This window comes from Planomonospora antibiotica, from assembly GCF_014647955.1.
GTDB lineage: Bacteria > Actinomycetota > Actinomycetes > Streptosporangiales > Streptosporangiaceae > Planomonospora > Planomonospora parontospora.
This window is the reverse complement of the sequence record NZ_BMQE01000016.1, coordinates 126727-144913: the sequence shown is the minus strand read 5'-3', so window position 1 is coordinate 144913 and position 18187 is coordinate 126727. Positions and strand designations below refer to the sequence as shown.

The 18187-nt window shown below is 71.3% G+C and carries 21 protein-coding genes and 1 pseudogene; 9 read left to right on the top strand and 13 right to left on the bottom strand.

Annotation, left to right across the window (positions count from 1 at the left end; all coding sequences use genetic code 11):
• Positions 1-135 precede the first annotated feature (135 nt).
• Positions 136-453: a helix-turn-helix domain-containing protein gene (locus IEZ06_RS17180; RefSeq protein ID WP_189237709.1), complete on the top strand. Its 318-nt coding sequence runs from the start codon at positions 136-138 to the stop codon at positions 451-453.
• Between the two features lie 250 nt (positions 454-703).
• Here IEZ06_RS17180 and IEZ06_RS37850 read toward each other — a convergent pair.
• Positions 704-852, bottom strand: a pseudogene (locus IEZ06_RS37850) (IS256 family transposase); the annotation flags it as partial.
• A gap of 132 nt (positions 853-984) precedes the next feature.
• Here IEZ06_RS37850 and IEZ06_RS17170 point away from each other — a divergent pair.
• From IEZ06_RS17170 to IEZ06_RS17160, 3 genes are all read left to right on the top strand, one after another.
• A complete protein-coding gene (locus IEZ06_RS17170; RefSeq protein WP_189237707.1) occupies positions 985-1458 on the top strand; it encodes a penicillin-binding transpeptidase domain-containing protein in 474 nt (157 codons plus the stop codon).
• Between the two features lie 76 nt (positions 1459-1534).
• Positions 1535-2068 carry a hypothetical protein gene (locus IEZ06_RS17165; RefSeq protein ID WP_189237706.1) on the top strand — a complete coding sequence of 178 codons (534 nt, stop codon included), beginning with the start codon at positions 1535-1537 and terminating at the stop codon, positions 2066-2068.
• 46 nt (positions 2069-2114) lie between these two features.
• Positions 2115-2570: a hypothetical protein gene (locus IEZ06_RS17160; protein ID WP_189237705.1), complete on the top strand. Its 456-nt coding sequence runs from the start codon at positions 2115-2117 to the stop codon at positions 2568-2570.
• A gap of 346 nt (positions 2571-2916) precedes the next feature.
• Here IEZ06_RS17160 and IEZ06_RS17155 read toward each other — a convergent pair whose 3' ends face one another.
• Positions 2917-4341, bottom strand: coding sequence for a hypothetical protein (locus tag IEZ06_RS17155; RefSeq protein ID WP_189237704.1), 1425 nt, complete (start codon positions 4339-4341; stop codon positions 2917-2919).
• Between the two features lie 28 nt (positions 4342-4369).
• Here IEZ06_RS17155 and IEZ06_RS17150 point away from each other — a divergent pair, with 28 nt between their 5' ends.
• On the top strand, positions 4370-4951 hold the full coding sequence (locus IEZ06_RS17150) for a hypothetical protein (RefSeq protein WP_189237703.1): 582 nt from the start codon (positions 4370-4372) through the stop codon (positions 4949-4951).
• 47 nt (positions 4952-4998) lie between these two features.
• Positions 4999-5559, top strand: a complete 561-nt coding sequence (locus IEZ06_RS17145; protein ID WP_189237702.1) for a hypothetical protein — start codon at positions 4999-5001, stop codon at positions 5557-5559.
• A gap of 32 nt (positions 5560-5591) precedes the next feature.
• Here IEZ06_RS17145 and IEZ06_RS17140 read toward each other — a convergent pair whose 3' ends face one another.
• On the bottom strand, positions 5592-6548 hold the full coding sequence (locus IEZ06_RS17140) for a TIGR01777 family oxidoreductase (protein WP_189237701.1): 957 nt from the start codon (positions 6546-6548) through the stop codon (positions 5592-5594).
• A 219-nt stretch (positions 6549-6767) separates the two neighbouring features.
• Between IEZ06_RS17140 and IEZ06_RS17135 the strand changes: the two genes are divergently transcribed.
• Positions 6768-7067 (top strand): hypothetical protein, encoded by a 300-nt coding sequence (locus IEZ06_RS17135; RefSeq protein ID WP_189237700.1) that lies wholly within the window; start codon positions 6768-6770, stop codon positions 7065-7067.
• On the opposite strand, the gene IEZ06_RS17130 is transcribed toward IEZ06_RS17135, so the two are convergent.
• Together IEZ06_RS17130 and IEZ06_RS17125 are read right to left on the bottom strand one after the other, a co-directional pair.
• On the bottom strand, positions 6998-7867 hold the full coding sequence (locus IEZ06_RS17130) for an alpha/beta hydrolase (protein WP_189237699.1): 870 nt from the start codon (positions 7865-7867) through the stop codon (positions 6998-7000). The two genes, IEZ06_RS17135 and IEZ06_RS17130, sit on opposite strands and share 70 nt — an antisense overlap.
• On the bottom strand, positions 7864-8919 hold the full coding sequence (locus IEZ06_RS17125) for an alpha/beta hydrolase (protein WP_189237698.1): 1056 nt from the start codon (positions 8917-8919) through the stop codon (positions 7864-7866). The genes IEZ06_RS17130 and IEZ06_RS17125 overlap by 4 nt, the downstream gene beginning before the upstream one ends.
• 633 nt (positions 8920-9552) lie before the next feature.
• On the opposite strand from IEZ06_RS17125, the gene IEZ06_RS17115 reads away from it, so the two are divergent.
• Positions 9553-10347, top strand: a complete 795-nt coding sequence (locus IEZ06_RS17115) for a DUF899 domain-containing protein (RefSeq protein WP_189237696.1) — start codon at positions 9553-9555, stop codon at positions 10345-10347.
• A 94-nt stretch (positions 10348-10441) separates the two neighbouring features.
• On the opposite strand, the gene IEZ06_RS17110 is transcribed toward IEZ06_RS17115, so the two are convergent.
• The 7 genes from IEZ06_RS17110 to IEZ06_RS17080 all read right to left on the bottom strand — a co-directional run bounded on the left by IEZ06_RS17110 (position 10442) and on the right by IEZ06_RS17080 (position 15623).
• A complete protein-coding gene (locus IEZ06_RS17110; RefSeq protein WP_189237695.1) occupies positions 10442-12031 on the bottom strand; it encodes a Tat pathway signal sequence domain protein in 1590 nt (529 codons plus the stop codon).
• A gap of 133 nt (positions 12032-12164) precedes the next feature.
• A complete protein-coding gene (locus IEZ06_RS17105) occupies positions 12165-12650 on the bottom strand; it encodes a hypothetical protein (protein WP_189237694.1) in 486 nt (161 codons plus the stop codon).
• 99 nt (positions 12651-12749) lie between these two features.
• Positions 12750-13580 carry a hypothetical protein gene (locus tag IEZ06_RS17100; protein ID WP_189237693.1) on the bottom strand — a complete coding sequence of 277 codons (831 nt, stop codon included), beginning with the start codon at positions 13578-13580 and terminating at the stop codon, positions 12750-12752.
• 404 nt (positions 13581-13984) lie between these two features.
• Positions 13985-14350 (bottom strand): STAS domain-containing protein, encoded by a 366-nt coding sequence (locus tag IEZ06_RS17095; RefSeq protein WP_189237692.1) that lies wholly within the window; start codon positions 14348-14350, stop codon positions 13985-13987.
• 250 nt (positions 14351-14600) lie between these two features.
• The gene (locus IEZ06_RS37195) at positions 14601-14726 is read right to left on the bottom strand and encodes a hypothetical protein (RefSeq protein WP_268245607.1); all 126 of its coding nucleotides are present in this window, start codon (positions 14724-14726) and stop codon (positions 14601-14603) included.
• A gap of 61 nt (positions 14727-14787) precedes the next feature.
• Positions 14788-15174: an STAS domain-containing protein gene (locus IEZ06_RS17085; protein ID WP_189237691.1), complete on the bottom strand. Its 387-nt coding sequence runs from the start codon at positions 15172-15174 to the stop codon at positions 14788-14790.
• 203 nt (positions 15175-15377) lie between these two features.
• Entirely contained in the window at positions 15378-15623 is a 246-nt protein-coding gene (locus IEZ06_RS17080) for a hypothetical protein (RefSeq protein ID WP_189237690.1), read from the bottom strand.
• A 459-nt stretch (positions 15624-16082) separates the two neighbouring features.
• On the opposite strand from IEZ06_RS17080, the gene IEZ06_RS17075 reads away from it, so the two are divergent.
• Complete coding sequence (locus IEZ06_RS17075) at positions 16083-16949, top strand: Cof-type HAD-IIB family hydrolase (RefSeq protein WP_203872078.1); 867 nt, start codon at positions 16083-16085, stop codon at positions 16947-16949.
• A gap of 36 nt (positions 16950-16985) precedes the next feature.
• Here the strand turns inward: IEZ06_RS17075 and IEZ06_RS17070 are convergent, their stop codons facing one another.
• Positions 16986-18122, bottom strand: coding sequence for an epoxide hydrolase family protein (locus IEZ06_RS17070; RefSeq protein ID WP_189237688.1), 1137 nt, complete (start codon positions 18120-18122; stop codon positions 16986-16988).
• Positions 18123-18187 lie beyond the last annotated feature (65 nt).

Sequence of the window (18187 nt, the reverse complement as noted above, 5' to 3'; positions counted from 1 at the left end):
TGGCCGTACTCACCGGTGGCTTGCCGCACGTCCGAGATCCTTAACTACGCGGCCTTGCGTCAAGGAGTGTTGGTATAGTTATACCAACACTTCGACGCTTGCCGGTATACTAATACCAGCCCTATCCTGTGAGGCATGGTCCGCCAACCGCTCACACCCGAGCAGATCGAAGCCGGCAGGCGCCTGGGCGCCCTGCTTCGCCACGCGCGAGCGGGACGCGACCCTGCGGAAGTCGCCCGTGCCGCGGGCATCTCCCCCGAGACCCTCCGCAAGATCGAGTCCGGCCGACTCCCCTCGCCTGGTTTCGGCACCGTCGTCTGCCTCGGCGAAGCCCTCGGCCTCCCCCTCCAAGACCTGGCAGCAGCCTGGCGAGGCAACCCCCTCCCCCTCGAAGTCGTCCTAGAGCGGCGCCAGGACGAGAACCCGCCGGCATTCACGAGCACGCGTTCCTGATCGGCTCCGCCGTGATCACGATCGGGATCCAGCGCCCGGGAGCGATGTCGAACCCGAAGACCTTCGGGTGCCGGCTGTCGTGCGGTGACCCGACCGAGACAGGCGAGGTCGCGCTGCTCCAGGCCGGGGTCAGCGCGGCACGCACCAGCGAATCGCAGGGGTCGGTCGTCCGCCCCAGGTCCACGCCGGGGGATCGCACGAGCGCGTCCGGCTCCTCCTGCACCGCGTGGCCGGACTGCTCGCCGGCGACGGTGCGCTCGATGAAGTCGGAGTGGCGCACGCGCTCGTGGTGCTCGATCGGGAAGCGCAGGCAGGTGGTGAGGCTGTGGCGGTCGGTCAGCAGGCTCTTGACCGCCGCCGGGCAGAGCGGCCCCAGGCCTGGGCGAAGGCGTCGATGCGGACAGGCCGCGCACGAAGAAGGCCTTCGGTTCGTGAACAAGCGCTCTGAGCTGTGATGATATCGATGTGAATATCAGTCTTCGATAAATATCGATATTGGACAGTAACGATGTCCTGTGATGGTCTCTGCGCATGAAGAAGACGATTCCGCAGGTCCTACGCCCCTGGCTCGGCGCCGCCGTGCTCGCCTCGCTCACTCTCTGCGGCGTCCCCGCGTACGGTGCCACCGCCCACGAGAGCGTCCCGCTGGGCGGCGCCATGGTCGCGACGGCCCATGAGGTCAGGCCGGATACCGTTGTACGCGATGATCTGCGCGCGGTGTTCGACGCGGCGAAGGTGCGAGGCACGTTCGCGTTGCTGGACGTGTCGTCCAGGAAGGTGACCGTGGTGGACCGCCGGCGTGCCGAGAAGCCGATGGTGCCCGCCTCCAGTTTCAAGGTCCCGCACGCGCTGGTCGCTCTGCAGACCGGCGTGGTCAAGAGCCCCGACGAGGTGATCCCCTGGGACGGCACGCAGCAGCCGTTCCCCGAGTGGGAGAAGGACATGAGCATGCGTGAGGCCGTTCGCGTCTCCAACGCGGCGGACGCGTGTACACGTTCGCGCTGAACATGGACGGCGACGCCGCGAAGCGCGTCACCCTCGCGCGTGAACTGCTGCACCGGCTGAACGTCCTGCCCACGGCGTGAACGTTCCCCACGAGGACCCCGTCGACCACGGCGACCGGCACACGGTCGTCGTGGTCGTCGCCGTTCAGGCGGCCATATCGCTGGGCTACTTCGCGGCGATGGCGCACATCGTCATCCACCTCAGGGTCGACCCGGCTCTGACCTCCTGCGCCGCGGCGGCCTGCGCCCGCCCACACCGTGGACAGGTGATCGATGCCCGAGACGCGGCACAGGCGGCCGGCGGGGTCGAACAGGAACGACGCCAGAGAGTGGATCAAGACCTTCTTGATCGGCCTCCGTTCAGGTCGCGTAGAGGGCGAACGGGATCACCCGAGGGCGCCGGTTCCGCTCCGGACGTGGTGGACATCGCGAGGACGCCTCACGATGGGTCCGGCGGTTGCATCGATGCGATCCTGGTGGGATCGGCCGCGGTCGCGATGGCGGTGATCCGGTTGCAGGTGACCGTGAGCGAGACGATGGAGAGCGGTGTTCCGTCCTCGCGCCAGGAGTCGGGCATCGGTGTCGGCAAGGCGGCCGTGTCCTGCGGATGAGACGGAAAGATGTCACCTCCTTCGGGAATCGGTAGCCTTGTTCGTCATGATCAAGCTGATGTCGAACGGACGGATCCCCGGGCTGCTCGCGGTGCTGACGCTGACCGCCGCCTGCGGAGGCGCCGGCGGCACGACGGCCGCACCCTCCACTGCACCTCTTCCTCCGTCGAGCCTGCCGTCCGAGCAGTCCACCGCCTCGCAGACGCAGACCCGGGAGGTCACTCTTGAGGTGAACGGCAAGGGAAAGGTCATGCAGCCGATCGTCTACACCGCCGGGAGCAGCGGCTCCGAAGCGGACGTCACCCTCCCGTGGAAGAAGACCGTGACGGTCGAGCTCACCGAGGCCGAGCAGAAGGTCGGCGTGCCGGTCTCCATCATCCCCGGCTCGGTCCGCGACTCCGGCGGCATGCTCAAGCCCGCCTCCTGCCGCATCCTCGTCGACGGCGAGGAGGTCGCCACGAGCGGCGCCGAAGAGAGCATGTGCAAATACACCCTGAAGTGAGTCCTCTGATCCGCTGGCGCGTGCTCGACCGTCTGCGCGGGCAGGACGCCGGGCCGGAGCGCCGGCCGTACGGTGCACGGTCGCGGAACGGCCCCGGCCGGCGGCCGTACAGGCCCGGGGACCGCCATGGGCCTGCGGACGACGGCCGGCTCCTCACCGGCTCGCGCGGACACCGGCCCGAGGAGCGGATCGAGCACCGTGACCTCGGGACCGTCAGCCGCGCCGCATGGCGAGGATCTCGCGTCCCCGCTCCGATCAGCCGGGCGGTCCGAGGGTCGGCCGGCAGGACGGTCATCGGCTCGGAGAAGGACCCGTGCCGCTGCGACGACCGCACCGGATCCACGCGTCACTTCTTCCGTCTCCGGAGTTCGCCCGTGTCCAGGTCGAGGTCGTAGACGCGTTCGCTCATGCCGCCGCGAACCCGGAAGGTGCCTGTCTTCGACCAGCCGAGGCCGACGTCGAGGAAGTCGTCACCCGGGAACACTGGAGTGACGCCGGACAGACGTTCACCGGTTCCCGGGTCGAAGGTCTCGACGCACGTCGCATCACCGCAGATGACCACGAAGCGCTTCCCGTCCGTCCGGAGGTGATAGGTGTCCTCGGCGACGTCCTTCGCCGGCTTTCTGCGGGGAAGGCTCATCCGGGTCCTTCCCCGGTGGTCGAGCACGAGTACCCGGGTGGCCGTCGTGGCCACGACTCCGCCGAGGTTGAGATCGTGGACCTGCCGGGCGCCGGGGATCGACACCGTCTTCCAGGTCCGGATGTCGGTGACCTGCGTGTCATGCCCGGCCAGGGCGACATATCTGCTCTGGCCGGCGAAGACGGGTGTGGGCATCTCGGCGTCGGCCAGGCGGCCGGTGAGGGGGCGGACGCCCCCGGCGTCCTGGTAGACCATGCGGCGACTGCGCCTGTCCAGGTAGACGACGGCCTTCTCGTCGGGGCTGCGCGTGAACGGCGCCCGCTGGGGTGCTCCGCCTTTCCTGATGATGTACGGCGCGGCCTGCGGGAACGGTTCCCCGTTCACCAGCCAGTACCGGCAGGGGTCATCCATCTGGTCGAACCACGGGCAGGTGGGTCCGTCGTATTCGTCGACCGTCGTGAACACGGCCGTGGACTCCGGGAAGGACAGGGGCATCGAGTATCCGGGCAGTTCACGCCGGGGCGGCTGCCCGGGGGTGAGGAGTGCGCCCGCCAGGACGATCGCGGTCCCGCTGAGGTAGAGGTTCCGCGCCGACCACCGGCGGAGGGCCGACTCTGCCAGGGTGATGGCGTCCGGCGTTCCGGGCTCCGGCCCGGCGGCCAGGGTTCGGGCGGTGAGCGGTACGGCCGCCGCCACGACGATCACGATGGCGGCATGGGCCAAGCGCGCCGGAGCGGCTCCCTGATCGAGCAGCGGCCAGACGCTCATCACCGCGGCGCCGCCCAGGCCGAGAAACCACGCCCTCCGATGGACCCCTGCATCGTGATGAACAGCTTGCGGTGCTCGGGCGGTCGGCCTGGTGCGGGGGAGGATGGAGCCGGCGCACCAGCCCAGGACCAGGTAGAACGGGTCATCGGTAAGAAATGCCAGGGGGACGGCGACAGCGAGGAGGATCAGCCGCTCCCGGCGCAGGGCCGTGAAGTGGTCGATGATCCGACGGGCGTTGTCCGTCGTGACGGAGAGGCCGGTCAGGGCGGCGAATCTGGTGAGCCGTTCGGAGGTGACGGGCACGACCGCCGCCAGCACGGTGAGCACGGCGGCCGCCCAGAAGACCAGCGGGGGTATCGTCACAAGATCTCACCATATATTGTTTTCGATCATGGATTCAGGCCATATATGGCAGCAATTCGGTGTTGTCACATGGCGTTCCCGACGTGTGCAATCGTCATCACAAGCCGTGATGGCCGGTTGCCTCGCACTGGCGCTTTTCGCCTCGGGCCTGTGGTGGTCGGGAGCGCTCACTCCGCATATCCGCTGGAGCCTGGACGGTTTCTTCCTCCATGCCCAGGTGGATGAGAACGGTGTCCTGTCCACCGACATAGACATCGAGCTTGAGAACGAGGGACCGACCCCCTTCACCTTCACCGGTATCTCGGCGGAAATACCAGGCCTGCGTTTCCTCCCCGCCGACGAGGCGAGGAATGAACGCTTCACGGTCACCGTGGCGGGCGGCGGGATGGAGTATCTGCGCAGGCGCGTCGTCATCACCGACTGCGCGGCAGTACCGCACGAGCCCCGACCGGTTACGTTCACCTACCGAACCTGGTTGCGCTCAGGGTCGGCCGAGGCGATGTGGAACTCCTGGCGGTTGAGCGGACCTGCGGGGAGCGTCCTGGTCGCCTGGCAGCGGGGTCTCGCCGGAAAGGTCTGCAACGGAGCGGTGAACCCTGACCAGTTCTGACGACCGACTCACCAATGGACAGCGGAACACCTGGAAGGCGGTGGCACGTGCCGCCCGTCATGAAGATCGCTATCGGTTTCGCCGTCGTCTTCGGCGCGTTCCGGCTCAATGGCTTCGATCTGTTGTTCGACCCTGTCGGATGGAGTCTGTGTGCGTCCGGGTTGTTTCAGCTGGAGCGGTCCGCCGACGACCCCTTCGGGCGGGCGAGGCCGGCCGCCATCGCCATGGCCGCCGCCTCGTGTCTCTCGCTGGTCACATCCGACGCGGTTCCGGACCGTTCCCCGATGTCCGCGCCCATCCAGCATGGGATCGGCATCGCCTGCACCGTCGGCGCCCTGGTCACCGTCTGGTTGTCCGTTGATGCTGTCATCAGGCGGATCCGCACCTATGGGGACGTCTCCAGAGCCGACCTCCTCGACGTGCTGCGCTGGGCTGTGGTCGGCCCGGGAGCGCTCGCCCTTCCGGCCGGGTACGGCTATGCCGACCCGGGCGTCGTCCCGCTCACCGTCTGGTTCGCCGCCGTCGGCGCCCTGGTCACGATGCTCTACCGTTCGGCCCGTCTGCTGTGCCTCTCCTCGGCCTGGGAGCCCCCGGCGAGTCAGGCATGAGCGGTCGGAAACGGTCGGCAGGCGCCGAAGGCTCACCTGGTGGAGCCGGACCCGCCGCGCACGCGCCGCACGAGGTCTCCGGCGGCCTCCGGCCACTGGGCGTAGTCGAAAGCGAAACCCGCTCCGAGCAGGCGGCCGGGGACGACTCGGCGGCTTTTCAACAGAAGTTCGGTGTCCGAGCGCAGCGCGAACGCGCCGAGCTCGGCCATCCACTTCGTTGCCGGCAGGCCCACCGGGACACCCCACGCGGCGCGCAGCACGCGCATGAACATGCGCTGCGGGAGAGGAACGGGAGCGGCGAGGTTCACCGGCCCGGCGAGGTCGTCCCGGTCGATCAGGAACTCGACAGCGCGGACGAAGTCGCGGTCGTGGATCCAGGACACGTATTGCGCACCGCCCGCGACCGGGCCGCCGAGGCCGAGCCGCGCCAGCCGCAGCAAGACGTCGAAGACGCCGCCGCGATCGGGACTCATCACCATGGCAGAGCGCATGGCGACCTTGCGCGTGTGCGGGGTTTCGGCTCGCTCCTGCGCCTGCTCCCACGCTTTCGCGATCTCGACGCTGTAGGCCCAGTAGCCCGGGACGCCGGGTTCAGTGCCGCCGAGCACGCCGGTCGCCTCGTCGTTGGGCGCGTCGAAGCGGTGAGAGTAGACAGTGGCGGTGCTCATCTGCAACCAGACCCGGGGAGGCCGCGCGGCGGCTGCGATCGCCTCACCCACAACCCGGGTGGAGCGCACCCGCGAATCCATCATGGCCTGCAGATTGGCTGGAGTGTAGCGACAGCTGACACTGCGTCCGGCCAGGTTGACCACGATGTCGCTGCCGTCGATCTCCTCCGCCCATGGACCCAGGGTCCCGCCGTCCCAGCGGACTTCACGGCCGCGCACCGGTCCTCTGGTCAGGACCACAACCTCATGGCCTGCGGCGGTCAGCGCGTGATTCAGGATCGTGCCTATCTGTCCGGTTCCCCCGGGTATCACTATCTTCATCAGGCTTCCCTCAGATCTATGAGAGGAGCCTAGCTCAGAGAGTTGAACACGTTCAAAAGGGGGGTCGGCGCTCGTATCAGTCGGTGCTCGCATCAAGGGATGTCCGGCACGGTCGTGGGCCGCGGGACCGGGACCGCGGGTCGAGGCCGTCGTCGTCGAGGCGGGGACCTCGTCGGCGCGGGCGGCGCTGCCGCATTGAAACGGCATGACGGTAAGGCCATGGCGGTGCGGATCACCTCCTCCACAGCAAGGCGTCCTCCCCCGACGGAACCCGCTCTGCCGCAGACGCGTATCCCGTGGACTGACCAGATCGAGGACTCCATCCTCCACCTGCAGGAGCAGGGCCGGGCCAAGGAGCTCGACGACGGCGAGGAGTCCGGGGACGGCTACGTCTCCTTCGTCACCGGTGCCGAAGAAGACGCCCTGCCGGCCGTACGGAGTCCCGCGGGTCAGTGCACGAGAGCGCGTGCGGCGGTGGCGACCGCCGCGCCGCCCCGGGGGGACAGGGTGATCGTGTAGTGGTTGACGCCCTCCACGGTGGACTCCGCGACACCGGGCAGCCACTCGGTGGCCTGGCCGGGTGAGTACAGCGGCAGGTCCGGCTCGTCCAGGATGCCGCGGGCCGCCCGAAGGAACACGGCGGGCACCGGCAGCGGCTCGGGGACCGCGCCGGGCAGGGCGTACACCTCGGGCGCGTCGGCGAGCGCGGCCTCCATCCGGCACGCGGCCTCGAACCGGTCGCCCAGGTCCACCAGGTCATAATCGGCGTAGGCGGCGCACGCCTCGGTCCACTCGGCGAAGGCCGGATGCGCGCGCCACAGGTCCCGGCCCTCCTCCCGGGTCGCGAATGTCCGCTCCAGCCGCGCCACGATCGGCCCCACTGTGCGTTCGATCGCCTCCCGTACGGTGCCCGCGCCCGCGGGCAGGGGGAGCGGCGCTCCCCCGTCCACCAGGATGAGCCGGTCCACCAGGTTCCGGTGGCGGCGGGCGGTCTCGGCCACGACGAACCCGCCCATCGAGTGCCCGGCCAGCAGGGCCGGCCCGCCGCCGTAGTGCTCGATCACGGCGGCGAGGTCATCGGCGTGCGCGGCCATGCCGTACGGCTCCGGCAGATCCCGGCTGCCGCCCCGGCCGCGCAGGTCCACCGCGACGAAGCGGTGGTCGCGCCCCAGGTCCGGGCCGAGCAGCGTCCACGCCAGGTGGGAGGAGGTGATGCCGTGGGCTGCGACGATCAGCGGCCCCCGCTCGCCCCACGCCCCCGCCCGCAGCGCGCCGCCCCGGACGGGCACCCGCTCCCGGCGGTAGACCGGCTCGCTCACCGGCCCGGCGCCTCGGCCGCGGCGCCCGTCACGCTGCCCGCCGTCACGTTGTCCGCCGCCGTATCCGCCAGGAGGCGGGTCACGATCGTGGCGAAGTCGGCGGTGCGCTCGATGTGCGGGCTGTGCCCCACCCCTTCGTAGACGATCTCCTCGTAGGAGCCTCCGGCCTCGGTGTAGCGGTCGAGGACCGCCCGGGTCTCGGTGACCATCGGCTGGGGCGGGCAGAGATCCTCACCCGGCCAGCCGGGAACCGCGCCGAGCTTGCCGAGGTAGGCCAGGTCGAACAGGGACGTGTCCGAGACGATCTGGTCGACGTCGCCCCGCACCCAGGTCACGTGCGGCTTGCCGGGAACCGCGACCAGGTCGTCGGCGATGTCGAACCACTGCGGCGCCATGGCGTTGAGCACGCCGCGCCGGCCGGCTCCCCTGCCCGGCCAGTCGTCGCAGGCGACCGCGTCGCCCGGGTAGTTGCCCTCGCCGGTCGCGGTGGACAGGACCGTGTCGAGCAGCAGTTCCTCGTCCGCGTCCAGGCTCGCCGGATCGGCCACGTAGTACGTGCGCAGGATCATCCGGGGGCTGGCGGGCGAGTCGCCGCCGCGGTCACCGGCCTGCAGGCGGGCCACGAAGTCGGGGTTGGCCGCGCCCGCCCCGCCCAGACCGAAGCCGTACGGCGACAGCGGCGCCTCCAGCAGCAGCGCGGCGACCCGCTCGGGGGCGTCGATCAGAAGCTGCATCGCCACGCCGCCGCCCATGGAGTGAGCCACCACGACCGGACGGGCGCCGGCCGGGAAGACCTCCTGCGCGTCCAGCAGCGCGGCCAGGTCGTCGGCGAAGTCACGCAGCCCGCGGGTGGCGTCGACCGGAGCGGCGTCGGTGCTTCCGTAACCGCGCAGGTCGGGTGCGACGATCCGCCAGTGCTCGGGCAGCAGCCGCACCAGCGGCTCCCAGAATGCCGCAGAGGAGCAGTTGCCGTGGATCAGCAGCACGGGCGGGCCGTCGATGGGTCCACGGACCAGGAGGTTGTGCCGCAGACCACGAACAGTGAGTTCCATACACGAATCCTGCCAAGGAGGGCTCCGTCCGACAGTGTGTCCCGGCGACATAACTTTCTCCGCCGCATGTCGGCCGGCTCCGCATCCGACGTGTCCCGGCCGTTGCGGGTCGGCCCGTCATGCTGCTGATACTGCGACCTCTGGACGGCCTCCCCGGCCGTGCCGACACCGAGGAAGGCCGGATCGGCGTTGGTTCTTGGTCACCATGACCGCACCCTTTACGTAGTAAATCAGCAGGTGGCGGAGCAGGACAGGTCCACGCCCGGCCACTCCCCGCTCCTCCTCGCCGCCGGGCGAAGACCGGGCTCAGCGACTCAGCATCAGCGCCGAAGACGGCGTCGGCACCTTCCTCTGGTCGGCGAGCCGCTCGACCAGGCTCTGCCCGCGTAGCCGGGACCGGCGTTGCGTCCGTAGGAGATTGCGGGCCACGCCGAGCAGCCAGGGCAACGGCGGTTCAGGCACACTCTCAAGCCGTCCCCAAGCGATCAGGAAGGTCTCGCTGGCGATGTCCCCGGCTCCAGGCCCCGCACCCGCTTGATGCCTTCGGGGAGCGTCCCCCATGGTCGTGACCAGTGCTCTTAGGGTTGTGACCGTTCAGCGGTTACAAACCCAGAGCAGTCAGAGGAGACGGAGATGTCGCTGGGAAACCTGCCCGAGGTGGTGTCGCGTGAAGAGTGGCTCGCCGCCCGCAAGGAGCTGCTGGTGAAGGAGAAGGAGCTCACCCGGGCGTACGACCGGGTGAACGCCGACCGGCGCCGGTTGCCGATGGTTCGGGTGGACAAGCCGTACACGTTCGAAGGCCCGGACGGAGGGGTGAGCCTGCTCGACCTGTTCGAAGGCCGACCGCAGCTGGTGATGCATCACTTCATGTGGAGCTACGACATCGACGCCGACGGAAACGAACATCCCCGTGACGTCGGCTGCACCAGCTGCTCCACCACCGCCGACGTCATCCCTGAACCGACCCAGCTGCACATCCGGAACACCACGCTCGTCGCGGTGTCCCGCAGCCCGTACGACAAGATCGCCGCGTTCCGCGAACGGATGGGCTGGACGTTTCCCTGGTACTCCTCGGCCGGCAGCGACTTCAACTACGACTTCCACGCCACCGTGGACGAGCGGGTCGCTCCGGTGCTGCTCAACCACCGCACCGAGGCGGAGCTGGCGGCGGCGGGGACTCCCTGGACTGCGGCGATGCGCGGTGACTACCCGGGCATCAGCGTCTTCCTCCGCGTAGACGACGCCGTCCACCACACCTACTCCACCTTCGGCCGCGGCATCGAGTTCACCTACGCCTCGAACCCCTATCTCGACCTCACCGCGCTCGGCCGCCAAGAGGCATGGGAAGAACCCGAAGGCCGCGCGACCCCCCTCGGCCTCCACGCCAGTGGACCCGCGCTCCGCTTCCCCGACGAATACGACGCATGAGTGCGCAGCGGGCGGCGCTATGGCCATATTCGACCACGACCCGCAGCTGATCACCGAACCTCCGAGAAAAGGCGCCCGCCGCGAACCCTCCCCTTCACCCGACGCCGCGGCGCCCCTGCCTCCTGAGCTTCCGGAGCTTCGCCCTCGCCCTCGCCCTCGTCCTCCGTCTCCGCCTGGCCCTGCGCCTGGCCGCCACTCTGCGCTTCGCCCTGGCCCTGCCCGCTGCCGGGGCGGGCGTGGTCTGCTGCGTCTGGGCGGTGCCTCGGGTGGTGGCCGGTGCGCGCAGCGGATCGGTGCCGGTGGCGGCCAGCACGTACCAGGCGGTGGTACCGACGTGCAGCACCGGCAGGTATCCGGAGGCGCCCTCGCCGACATGCAGCGGGCTGGAGGCGGCCTGCAGGCCGCTGCGCGCGGGCAGGGCCTTTCCGGCAACGGTCTGCCCGGCGCCGAGCCGGTTCTGGGCGAGCGCCAGCTCCCGCAGCCAGGGGTCGGCGGCCGCGGCGCCGCGGCCGGTGCGCTGCAGGGCGGCGGCGTACTGGGCGGTGCCCTCCAGCCAGACCGCGTCCGGATCAGGGGCGGGCAGCCCCGGCTCGATCGGCGTGGCCGTGGCAGCGGTGCGGCTGGCGGCCGAGACGGTGACGCCGCGCAGGCGCAGGTTCCCGGACAGGGCGCTGTTCGGCGAGGCGGAGGTGTCGGTGACGGCCAGCCGGCGGGCGACGGTGGTCAGGCAGCCGGCGTGGCCGGGGGTGGTGAAGGCCAGCCAGGGGTGGGTCTGGGCCTCCAGCCACAGCGACTCGGTGTCGATGGTGGCGCCGTCGGGTGAGCCGGTGGCGTACGCCTGGCGGTCGGCGTCCCACATGCGGGTGACGAATGCCGCGGCGCGCTCACGGTGGGTGCGCCAGGCGCGCTCGCCGGTGAGGTCGGCGAGCCGGCTGAAGAACGCGGCCAGGTCGGCGTTGTGGCCGGTGCTCGCCTGGGGGCGGGGACGGCCGTCGCGGTCGATGCCTCCGGTGAAGCCGCCCAGCGCGCCGGCCGAGGTGCAGGTGTCCACCACCCAGGAGGCCAGCCGCGTTGCGGCGGCCAGCAGCTGCGCGTCACGGGTTCGGCGGTACAGCGCGCACAGCGCCAGACCTGCCCAGGCCTGCTCACCGGTGCCGGAGGCGGTGGAGCCGTAGGCGCCGCCGATGTTGACGGTCCCGTCGGCGTTGACGAACGCGTCGGGTTCCCGGCCGGCATCGGCGGTGGTGGGGCCGACGGTGTAGGCCTGGCGCAGCCGGCCGTCGGAGGCCAGCGGGTCGTGCTGCTGGGCGTAGACGAGGGAGCGGCCCAGCAGCCGGGCCCGCTGGAACGATTCGGTGCGGGTGTCGGCGAGGTAGGCCAGGATCGCCAGGGCCGCGTCGTAGGTGAACGCGGTGCCGTACAGGCGGGCCTGGTCGGCGAAGGAGGTCGGCAGGCGCAGGCGCTCGCCGGTGGCGTGGGCGTCCATCATGGCGTCCAGGAACGCGATCGCGCGCCGCCGGGCCGCGACCGGCACCGGCTGCACGGATCGTGCGGCCGCCCGGGCCGGTGCGCCGGGCGCGCCCAGGACGTCCAGCCTGACTGCCGCGCCCAGGCCGAGGCCGAGGGCCAGCAGTGCGCGGCGGCCGACCGGCGCCCCCGTCGGTGCCTCCCCCCGTGTCCCCACCGGCGTCTCCCCCGTCGTTCCCCGTCACGCGCAGGGGGTCGCGTACGGCCGGTCGTCATCCGTCACGTCACATCGTTCATATCACTCTGCGTAGTCGGGGAAGAGGGCGGGGTCGGCGGGCGCCGGCCGGGCGCTACGGAGTGGCCGGCCGGCAGGTGTCGGCCAGGCGCCGGGCCAGCCGGGCGGCGAAGGCCCCGTCGTTCTGCAGGCGCTCGTTGAAGGTGTCCGTCTGCGCCTTCGACAGGCCCGGGTGGTCCGGAACCGTCCGGTAGGCCTCGGCCAGCTGCGCGGGGTCGGCGTAGACGGTCGACTGCACCCGGCACAGGTGACCGGCGTGGGAGGTCAGGAAGAGATCATCCGGTGTCCGGGCCGCGTCCGGCCGCGGGGCGGTGACCGGGGCCGCGTCCGGCCGCGGGGCTGCGGCCGGAGCCGCGGCGGCCTGCTGTCCGGCCGCTCCGGTGGCGTCGGGCAGGAGCAGCACGAGGGCGGCCGCGGCGAGCGCGGACAGGATCGCGGCGACCGCCGCGACGGCGCGGCGCTTGACCGCTGAACTGTTCGCGGGCGGCTGCTCCTGCGGGGAGGCCGCGGGGGCCGGGGCGGTGCCGGTGCGGTGCTTCACGCCGGGTTCCTCCTTCAAAGGGCTCGGACGGTGGTGGACGAGCGGACGAGCCGGGGCGGTGCGGCCGGGTCCTCGCGGGCCGGGCCGCACCGCCGGGGGTCACTCGACGGTGAGGGCGAGCTCGCCGGTGTGGCTGCCGCCGGTGTAGGCGGCGCGCACCGGGAGCCTGTAGGTGCCGGCGGCCAGGCCGGAGGCGTCGAAGCGGACGGCGGCGTAGTCCTCGCGCGCCACCGCCGGTGCGACGTCGTCGTACAGGCCGGCGGAGGTCTTCTCCCCGGGGTAGGCGACTTCCAGCCCCGCGGGCGGGGCCACGGTGACGCGGAAGTCCTCCAGACCGGGCCTGCGCGCCTCGAAGGCGATCCTGACCCAGGCAGGGGTGTCCTTGGCCACGGTGACGGCGGTGGTCTTCTGCACCACCGCGGCGCCGGTCGCCGAGGCGATCGGCAAGGTGGCGGTCACCGTCTGGCTGCCCTTGGGGCCCTTGCAGTCGAACTTCTCCACCACGGACGGGTCGTCCTTCTTGGCCTGGCCCGGCGGCAGCTGCGTGTAGGAGACGTCGAGCGTCACCTTCACCGGGCCGGACGCGCTCGCCGGGACGCTCACGTTCAGCGCGGTGAAGTCCATCGCGTCGGCGGCCAGCCTGTCCGCCTCGTGAAACGAGGTGTAGGAGCCGGTGTTCGCGGGATAGCCGATGGTCAGGCCGGGCGCGGTGGCGGTGACCTTCACACCGCACACGTCGGTGGAGGCCTTCCACATGGCGCTGATCCAGCCCTGCTGGCCGGGCAGCATCGAGGCGAGCGTCGGCACGACCAGCTGCAGGCCGTCGTCCTTGGCGGCGGCCTGCGCGCCCAGGGCGGGCACGGCGACGAGCGCGGCCGCCAGGGCGGTGGTCCCGGCGAGCGCGGCCGCCAGGCGGGAGACAGAACGCATGAGGGGTGTTCCTTCCATGGATCCGGCCTCCCTGGTTCTTCGGCCGAGAGGTCCGGCGGGTCGATGCGGACACCCGCGAGGCCCCCGCCCAGACCGACTGGTGCGAGCACACCCGCGGAGCGGCTCGTACGGTGAGCACGGCTGACGACCACGTCGCACATGACGCGGCCGCCCTCGTCATCCAGTAAGCCGGACCGCTGGAGCGCAAGGAGTGCGCCGGCGGTGCGGGACGGTTGCCTTCGCGCCCCGCGCCGTAATCGGCGCCACGCTCCCGAACCGCTTCCGTGAGGGCAAGAGGTGCTGCGCCAGGCCGAGCCGGACCCCGCCCGCCGCCCGCTGGTCCGCAGCGGCTGAACGTCCGGTCCGGCGGCGGGCGGCGGGGGCGGCCCGCGTCGGCGGAACCGTCAGAGGTGGTCGATCCGAGCGCGGGCGGGCTGTGCGCGGGCCAGGTCGGCGTGCCCGGCGGTGGGGAACACCGTGCTCAGCCCGGTCAGTTCCAGCAGGCGGCCCAGCGGGCCGTGCACCCGGACCAGGCGCAGGCTCCCGCCCTGCTCGTTCGTCTGCCGCCATGCGGCGATCAGCGTCCGCAGGCCGCAGGAGTCGCAGAACCTCAGGCCGGCGGTGTCCACGACGAGATGCACGCGACCGCAGTCGAGGGTCCGCTCGATCACCTGGCGCAGGCGGCCGACGGAAAGAGTGTCGAGTTCACCGTTCAGGGTGACCACCGAGAATGCGCGGTGATCGCTCACGGTGATCGAGAGGAAGGTCATGCAGGGGTTTCCCGATCCACGGCGGATGGAGACTGCGCCTGCAGGTAGAACACCCGCAGGCGGTGACCGCTGCTTTCACGGTACGCCGCCCGGGCTCTTTTCCCCAGCCGTGCGGCCGGGGACGCACCCGTCACCGGACGCTGTCCTGCGCTGATGGGAATTTTCTTTTTCTCGGCCTCGCGGCGCCGCCGCCGGGCATGCAGGGTCCGCCGGCCGGCCCCGGCCGGGCCCCTCCGCCGGATCCGCGGGCTCAGACGGGGACGGCGGCGATCGCCTCGGCCTCGATCAGGAGGTCGGGCCGGAACGGGCCCGCGACCTGGACGGGTGAGCCGGCCGGGGGCGGCTCCGGAGAAGCGCCGAACTCGATGTGCCGCATGGGCGTCCTCTCGTCGTGGCCGCGTCGCGCGGCCGTTCCCTTCTCCGTCAGGCCGGCGGGGTCAGCTCTCCGCGGCCCGGCGGAGGGCCTCATCCGTGTCGGGACAGACGACGAACGCCTTGTCCAGGCCCGTGATGGCCAGCAGCCGCGCCATCACGGCGGGCACCGTGCTGAGCAGCAACCGGATGCCGGCGGCCTGGCCGTGTTTCATCACCGCGATCAGCTCACCCAGCCCGGACGAGTCGCAGAAGGTGATCCCGCCCAGGTCCAGGATCACCGCGCGGGTGGCGGGCGGGCCCCAGACGGCCCCCGACTCCAGCGCGTCGCGCAGGACCGGCACGGTGTGCAGGTCGAGCTCTCCGCCCAGATGGACCACGGCGGTCCGGTCACGCCGGACGAGGGAGACGGTCAGGTTCGGGCGGTGGCCGGAGCCGGGCGGGGATGTCATCGCGGAGGTTCCTGCCTGCAGAGTTCGTGTCACGTGTCCATCACCTCTACCAGCGATCACCGCCGTGTAACGCCCGGACGACCTCGGTGTGGAATGAATCGTACGATTTCGCGGCCGAGGCGCTCAACGGCGTCCTCCCGCGGAAAGCGACCGGCGTCCTCCCGCGGAAAGCGACCGGCGTCCTCCGGCACCGGATGGCCGGCTCAGCCGGCCGGGGCGTCCGCCGGCCGGGGTGGCGGCACCAACGGGCCGGCGGAGTTCTCCCTCGCCGCCGGGAAGACCGCGGTCGGCTGGTCGACGGAGGACTCACCGGGGGCGGAGCAGAGACAGTAGCCGCGTGCGACGATGAGCCGGCCCCGGGCCGGGGTGTAGACGCCGCTGCCGGCTCCGTCCTCGGCCACCAGGACTCGGGTGCAGGTGCGGCACACGAGCTGGGCGGGAATCTCCATGACGCCTCCGGATGTCCGGCTGCCGCGCGTCCGTCGCGCGGGCCGCCCGCACCGGCCGGTGACCGTCCCGGGGACTCGGCCGTCCTGTGCGGTGGATGTGACCTGGCTGCAAGGCCACCGGGGACGCGGGTGCCGTCGGTCGTCGTACGCCGATGACCGACGGCACCCGCGTCCCCGAATGCGGACACGGGTCCTCCCCCTGTGGCGTCCCCGCCCGCAAGGATGTGTCTATCAGCATTCGGTCCGTTACGGTGGGTGAATGTGTGAATGAGGTGAGTGCATGCAGCCCGGATCGTCACCGGTCCTACGAGGAACCGCCGTGCCGCTGCGGAGCGGACGGGCCGGAGCAGGTCTCGGGCGGGGCCGGGTCGATCCGGCCGGGATGTGACGCATCGTCGGCGCCATGGGCCTCCCGTCGCACGTAGCATGCGAGGACCGCCCCCACCCCGAGGAACGCCTGTGACACACCCCGGCAACGCTCCCGCCCGGCCTCTGACCGCCGACCGGCCGGACCTGCCCGCCGACATCCGCCTGATCGTCACCGACATGGACGGCACGCTCCTGGACGACGACGGGCGGATCCCCGCGGACCTGTGGCCCCTGCTGGAGCGGCTGCGCAGCCGCGGCGTGCTGTTCTGCCCCGCCAGCGGCCGCCAGTACGCCTCGCTGGCCGTGCAGTTCAAGGACGCCTTCGACGGGACGGTCTTCATCGCCGAGAACGGCGCCTTCGTGGTCCGCGACGGCCGGGAGGTCAGCTCCGACCTGCTGGAGCCGCCGTTCGTCCGCGACGTCGTGGCGGCCGCGCGCGGCCTGGCGGCGGACGGCGTGGACATCGGCGCCGTCGTCTGCGGCAAGCGCACCGCCTACGTGGAGCGCACCGACCCGGCCTTCCTGGCCGAGGCCGTCAAGTACTACGCCCTCCTGACCCCGGTGGACGACCTGGCCTCCGTCGACGACGACATCATCAAGATCGCCCTGTTCGACTTCGGTACGGCCGAGCACAGCACGGCGCCGGCGTTGAAGCCGTTCGACGAGACCCACCAGGTGGTGGTCTCCGGCGAGCACTGGGTGGACGTCATGCACACCGGCACCGGCAAGGGCGCGGCCGTGCGGCGGCTCCAGCAGGAGCTGGGCGTCACACCCGCGCAGACCATGGTCTTCGGCGACTACCTCAACGACCTGGAGATGCTCGACGCCGCCGAGTGGTCCTTCGCCATGGCCAACGCCCACCCGCAGGTGATCGGGCGGGCCCGCTATCTGGCCGGCTCCAACAACGAGCACGGCGTGCTGCACGCCATCGCCCGGGTCACGGGCCTGACCCCGTAGCCGGCGGCGCCCCGCCGGTCGCCGGGTGGCCAGGGGTCAGCGGACCGGCCGGAAGAACGCGCGGACGTCGGCGACCAGCAGGTCCGGCGCCTCCATCGCGGCGAAGTGGCCGCCCCGGTCGAACTCCGACCAGTGGATCACGTTGTGCTCGCGTTCGGCGATCCGGCGGATCCCGGCGTCGCCCGGGAAGACCGCCACCCCGGTGGGGACGTCGGACTTCTCGACGGGCCGGCCCCAGTCGGCCGCGCCCTCCTTGTAGAGGCGGGCCGACGATCCCGCGGTGCCGGTGAACCAGTAGATGCTGACGTCGGTGAGCAGCTGGTCGCGGTCCACGGCCTGCTCGGGGAGGTCGTGGGCGGGGTCGGTCCACTCCTTGAACTTCTCCACGATCCAGGCCAGCTGACCGGCAGGGGAGTCGTGCAGGCCGAAGGCCAGCGTCTGCGGGCGGGTGGCCTGGATCACGGCGTAACCCGATCCGTCCTCGTCCGAGTAGCGGGCCAGCCGGGCCTGCTCCTCCTCCGTGAGACCTTCCTGCTCGCCGGGCTCGAAGGACGGGAATCCCAGGGCTCCGTTGACGTGGACGCCGACGACGCCGTCCGGGGCGACGCGGCCGAGCTCGGGAGAGACCAGCGAGCCGGTGTCGCCTCCCTGGGCGCCGTACCGGTCGTAGCCGAGGCGGTCCATCAGCTCGGCCCAGGCGCGGGCCACCCGGCGCGGGTTCCAGCCCGTCTCGCGGGTGGGGCCGGAGAACCCGAAGCCGGGGAGGGAGGGCGCCACCACGTGGAAGGCGTCGGCCGGGTCGCCGCCGTGGGCCCGGGGGTCGGTGAGCGGGCCGATGACCTTCATGAACTCGGCGACCGAACCGGGCCAGCCGTGCGTGAGGATCAGCGGGAGCGCGTCCGGCTCGGGTGAGCGGACGTGCAGGAAGTGGATGTTCTGGCCGTCGATCTCGGTGGTGAACTGCGGGTGCTCGTTGAGCGCCGCCTCCTGCCCCCGCCAGTCGTACGCCGTCCGCCAGTACTCGGCCAGCTCCTTCGCGTACGAGGTCGGGACGCCGTACGACCAGCCGGTGCCGGGCAGCTCGTCCGGCCAGCGGGTGCGGGCCAGGCGGTCGCGGAGGTCGTCCAGATCGGCCTGCGGGATGTCGATGCGGAACGGGTTGATCTTCGTCATGCCGGAGACGCTAGGAGCCGCCTAGGACAGTTATGGTCCTAGGCGGCGGGCAGGATTGACGACAT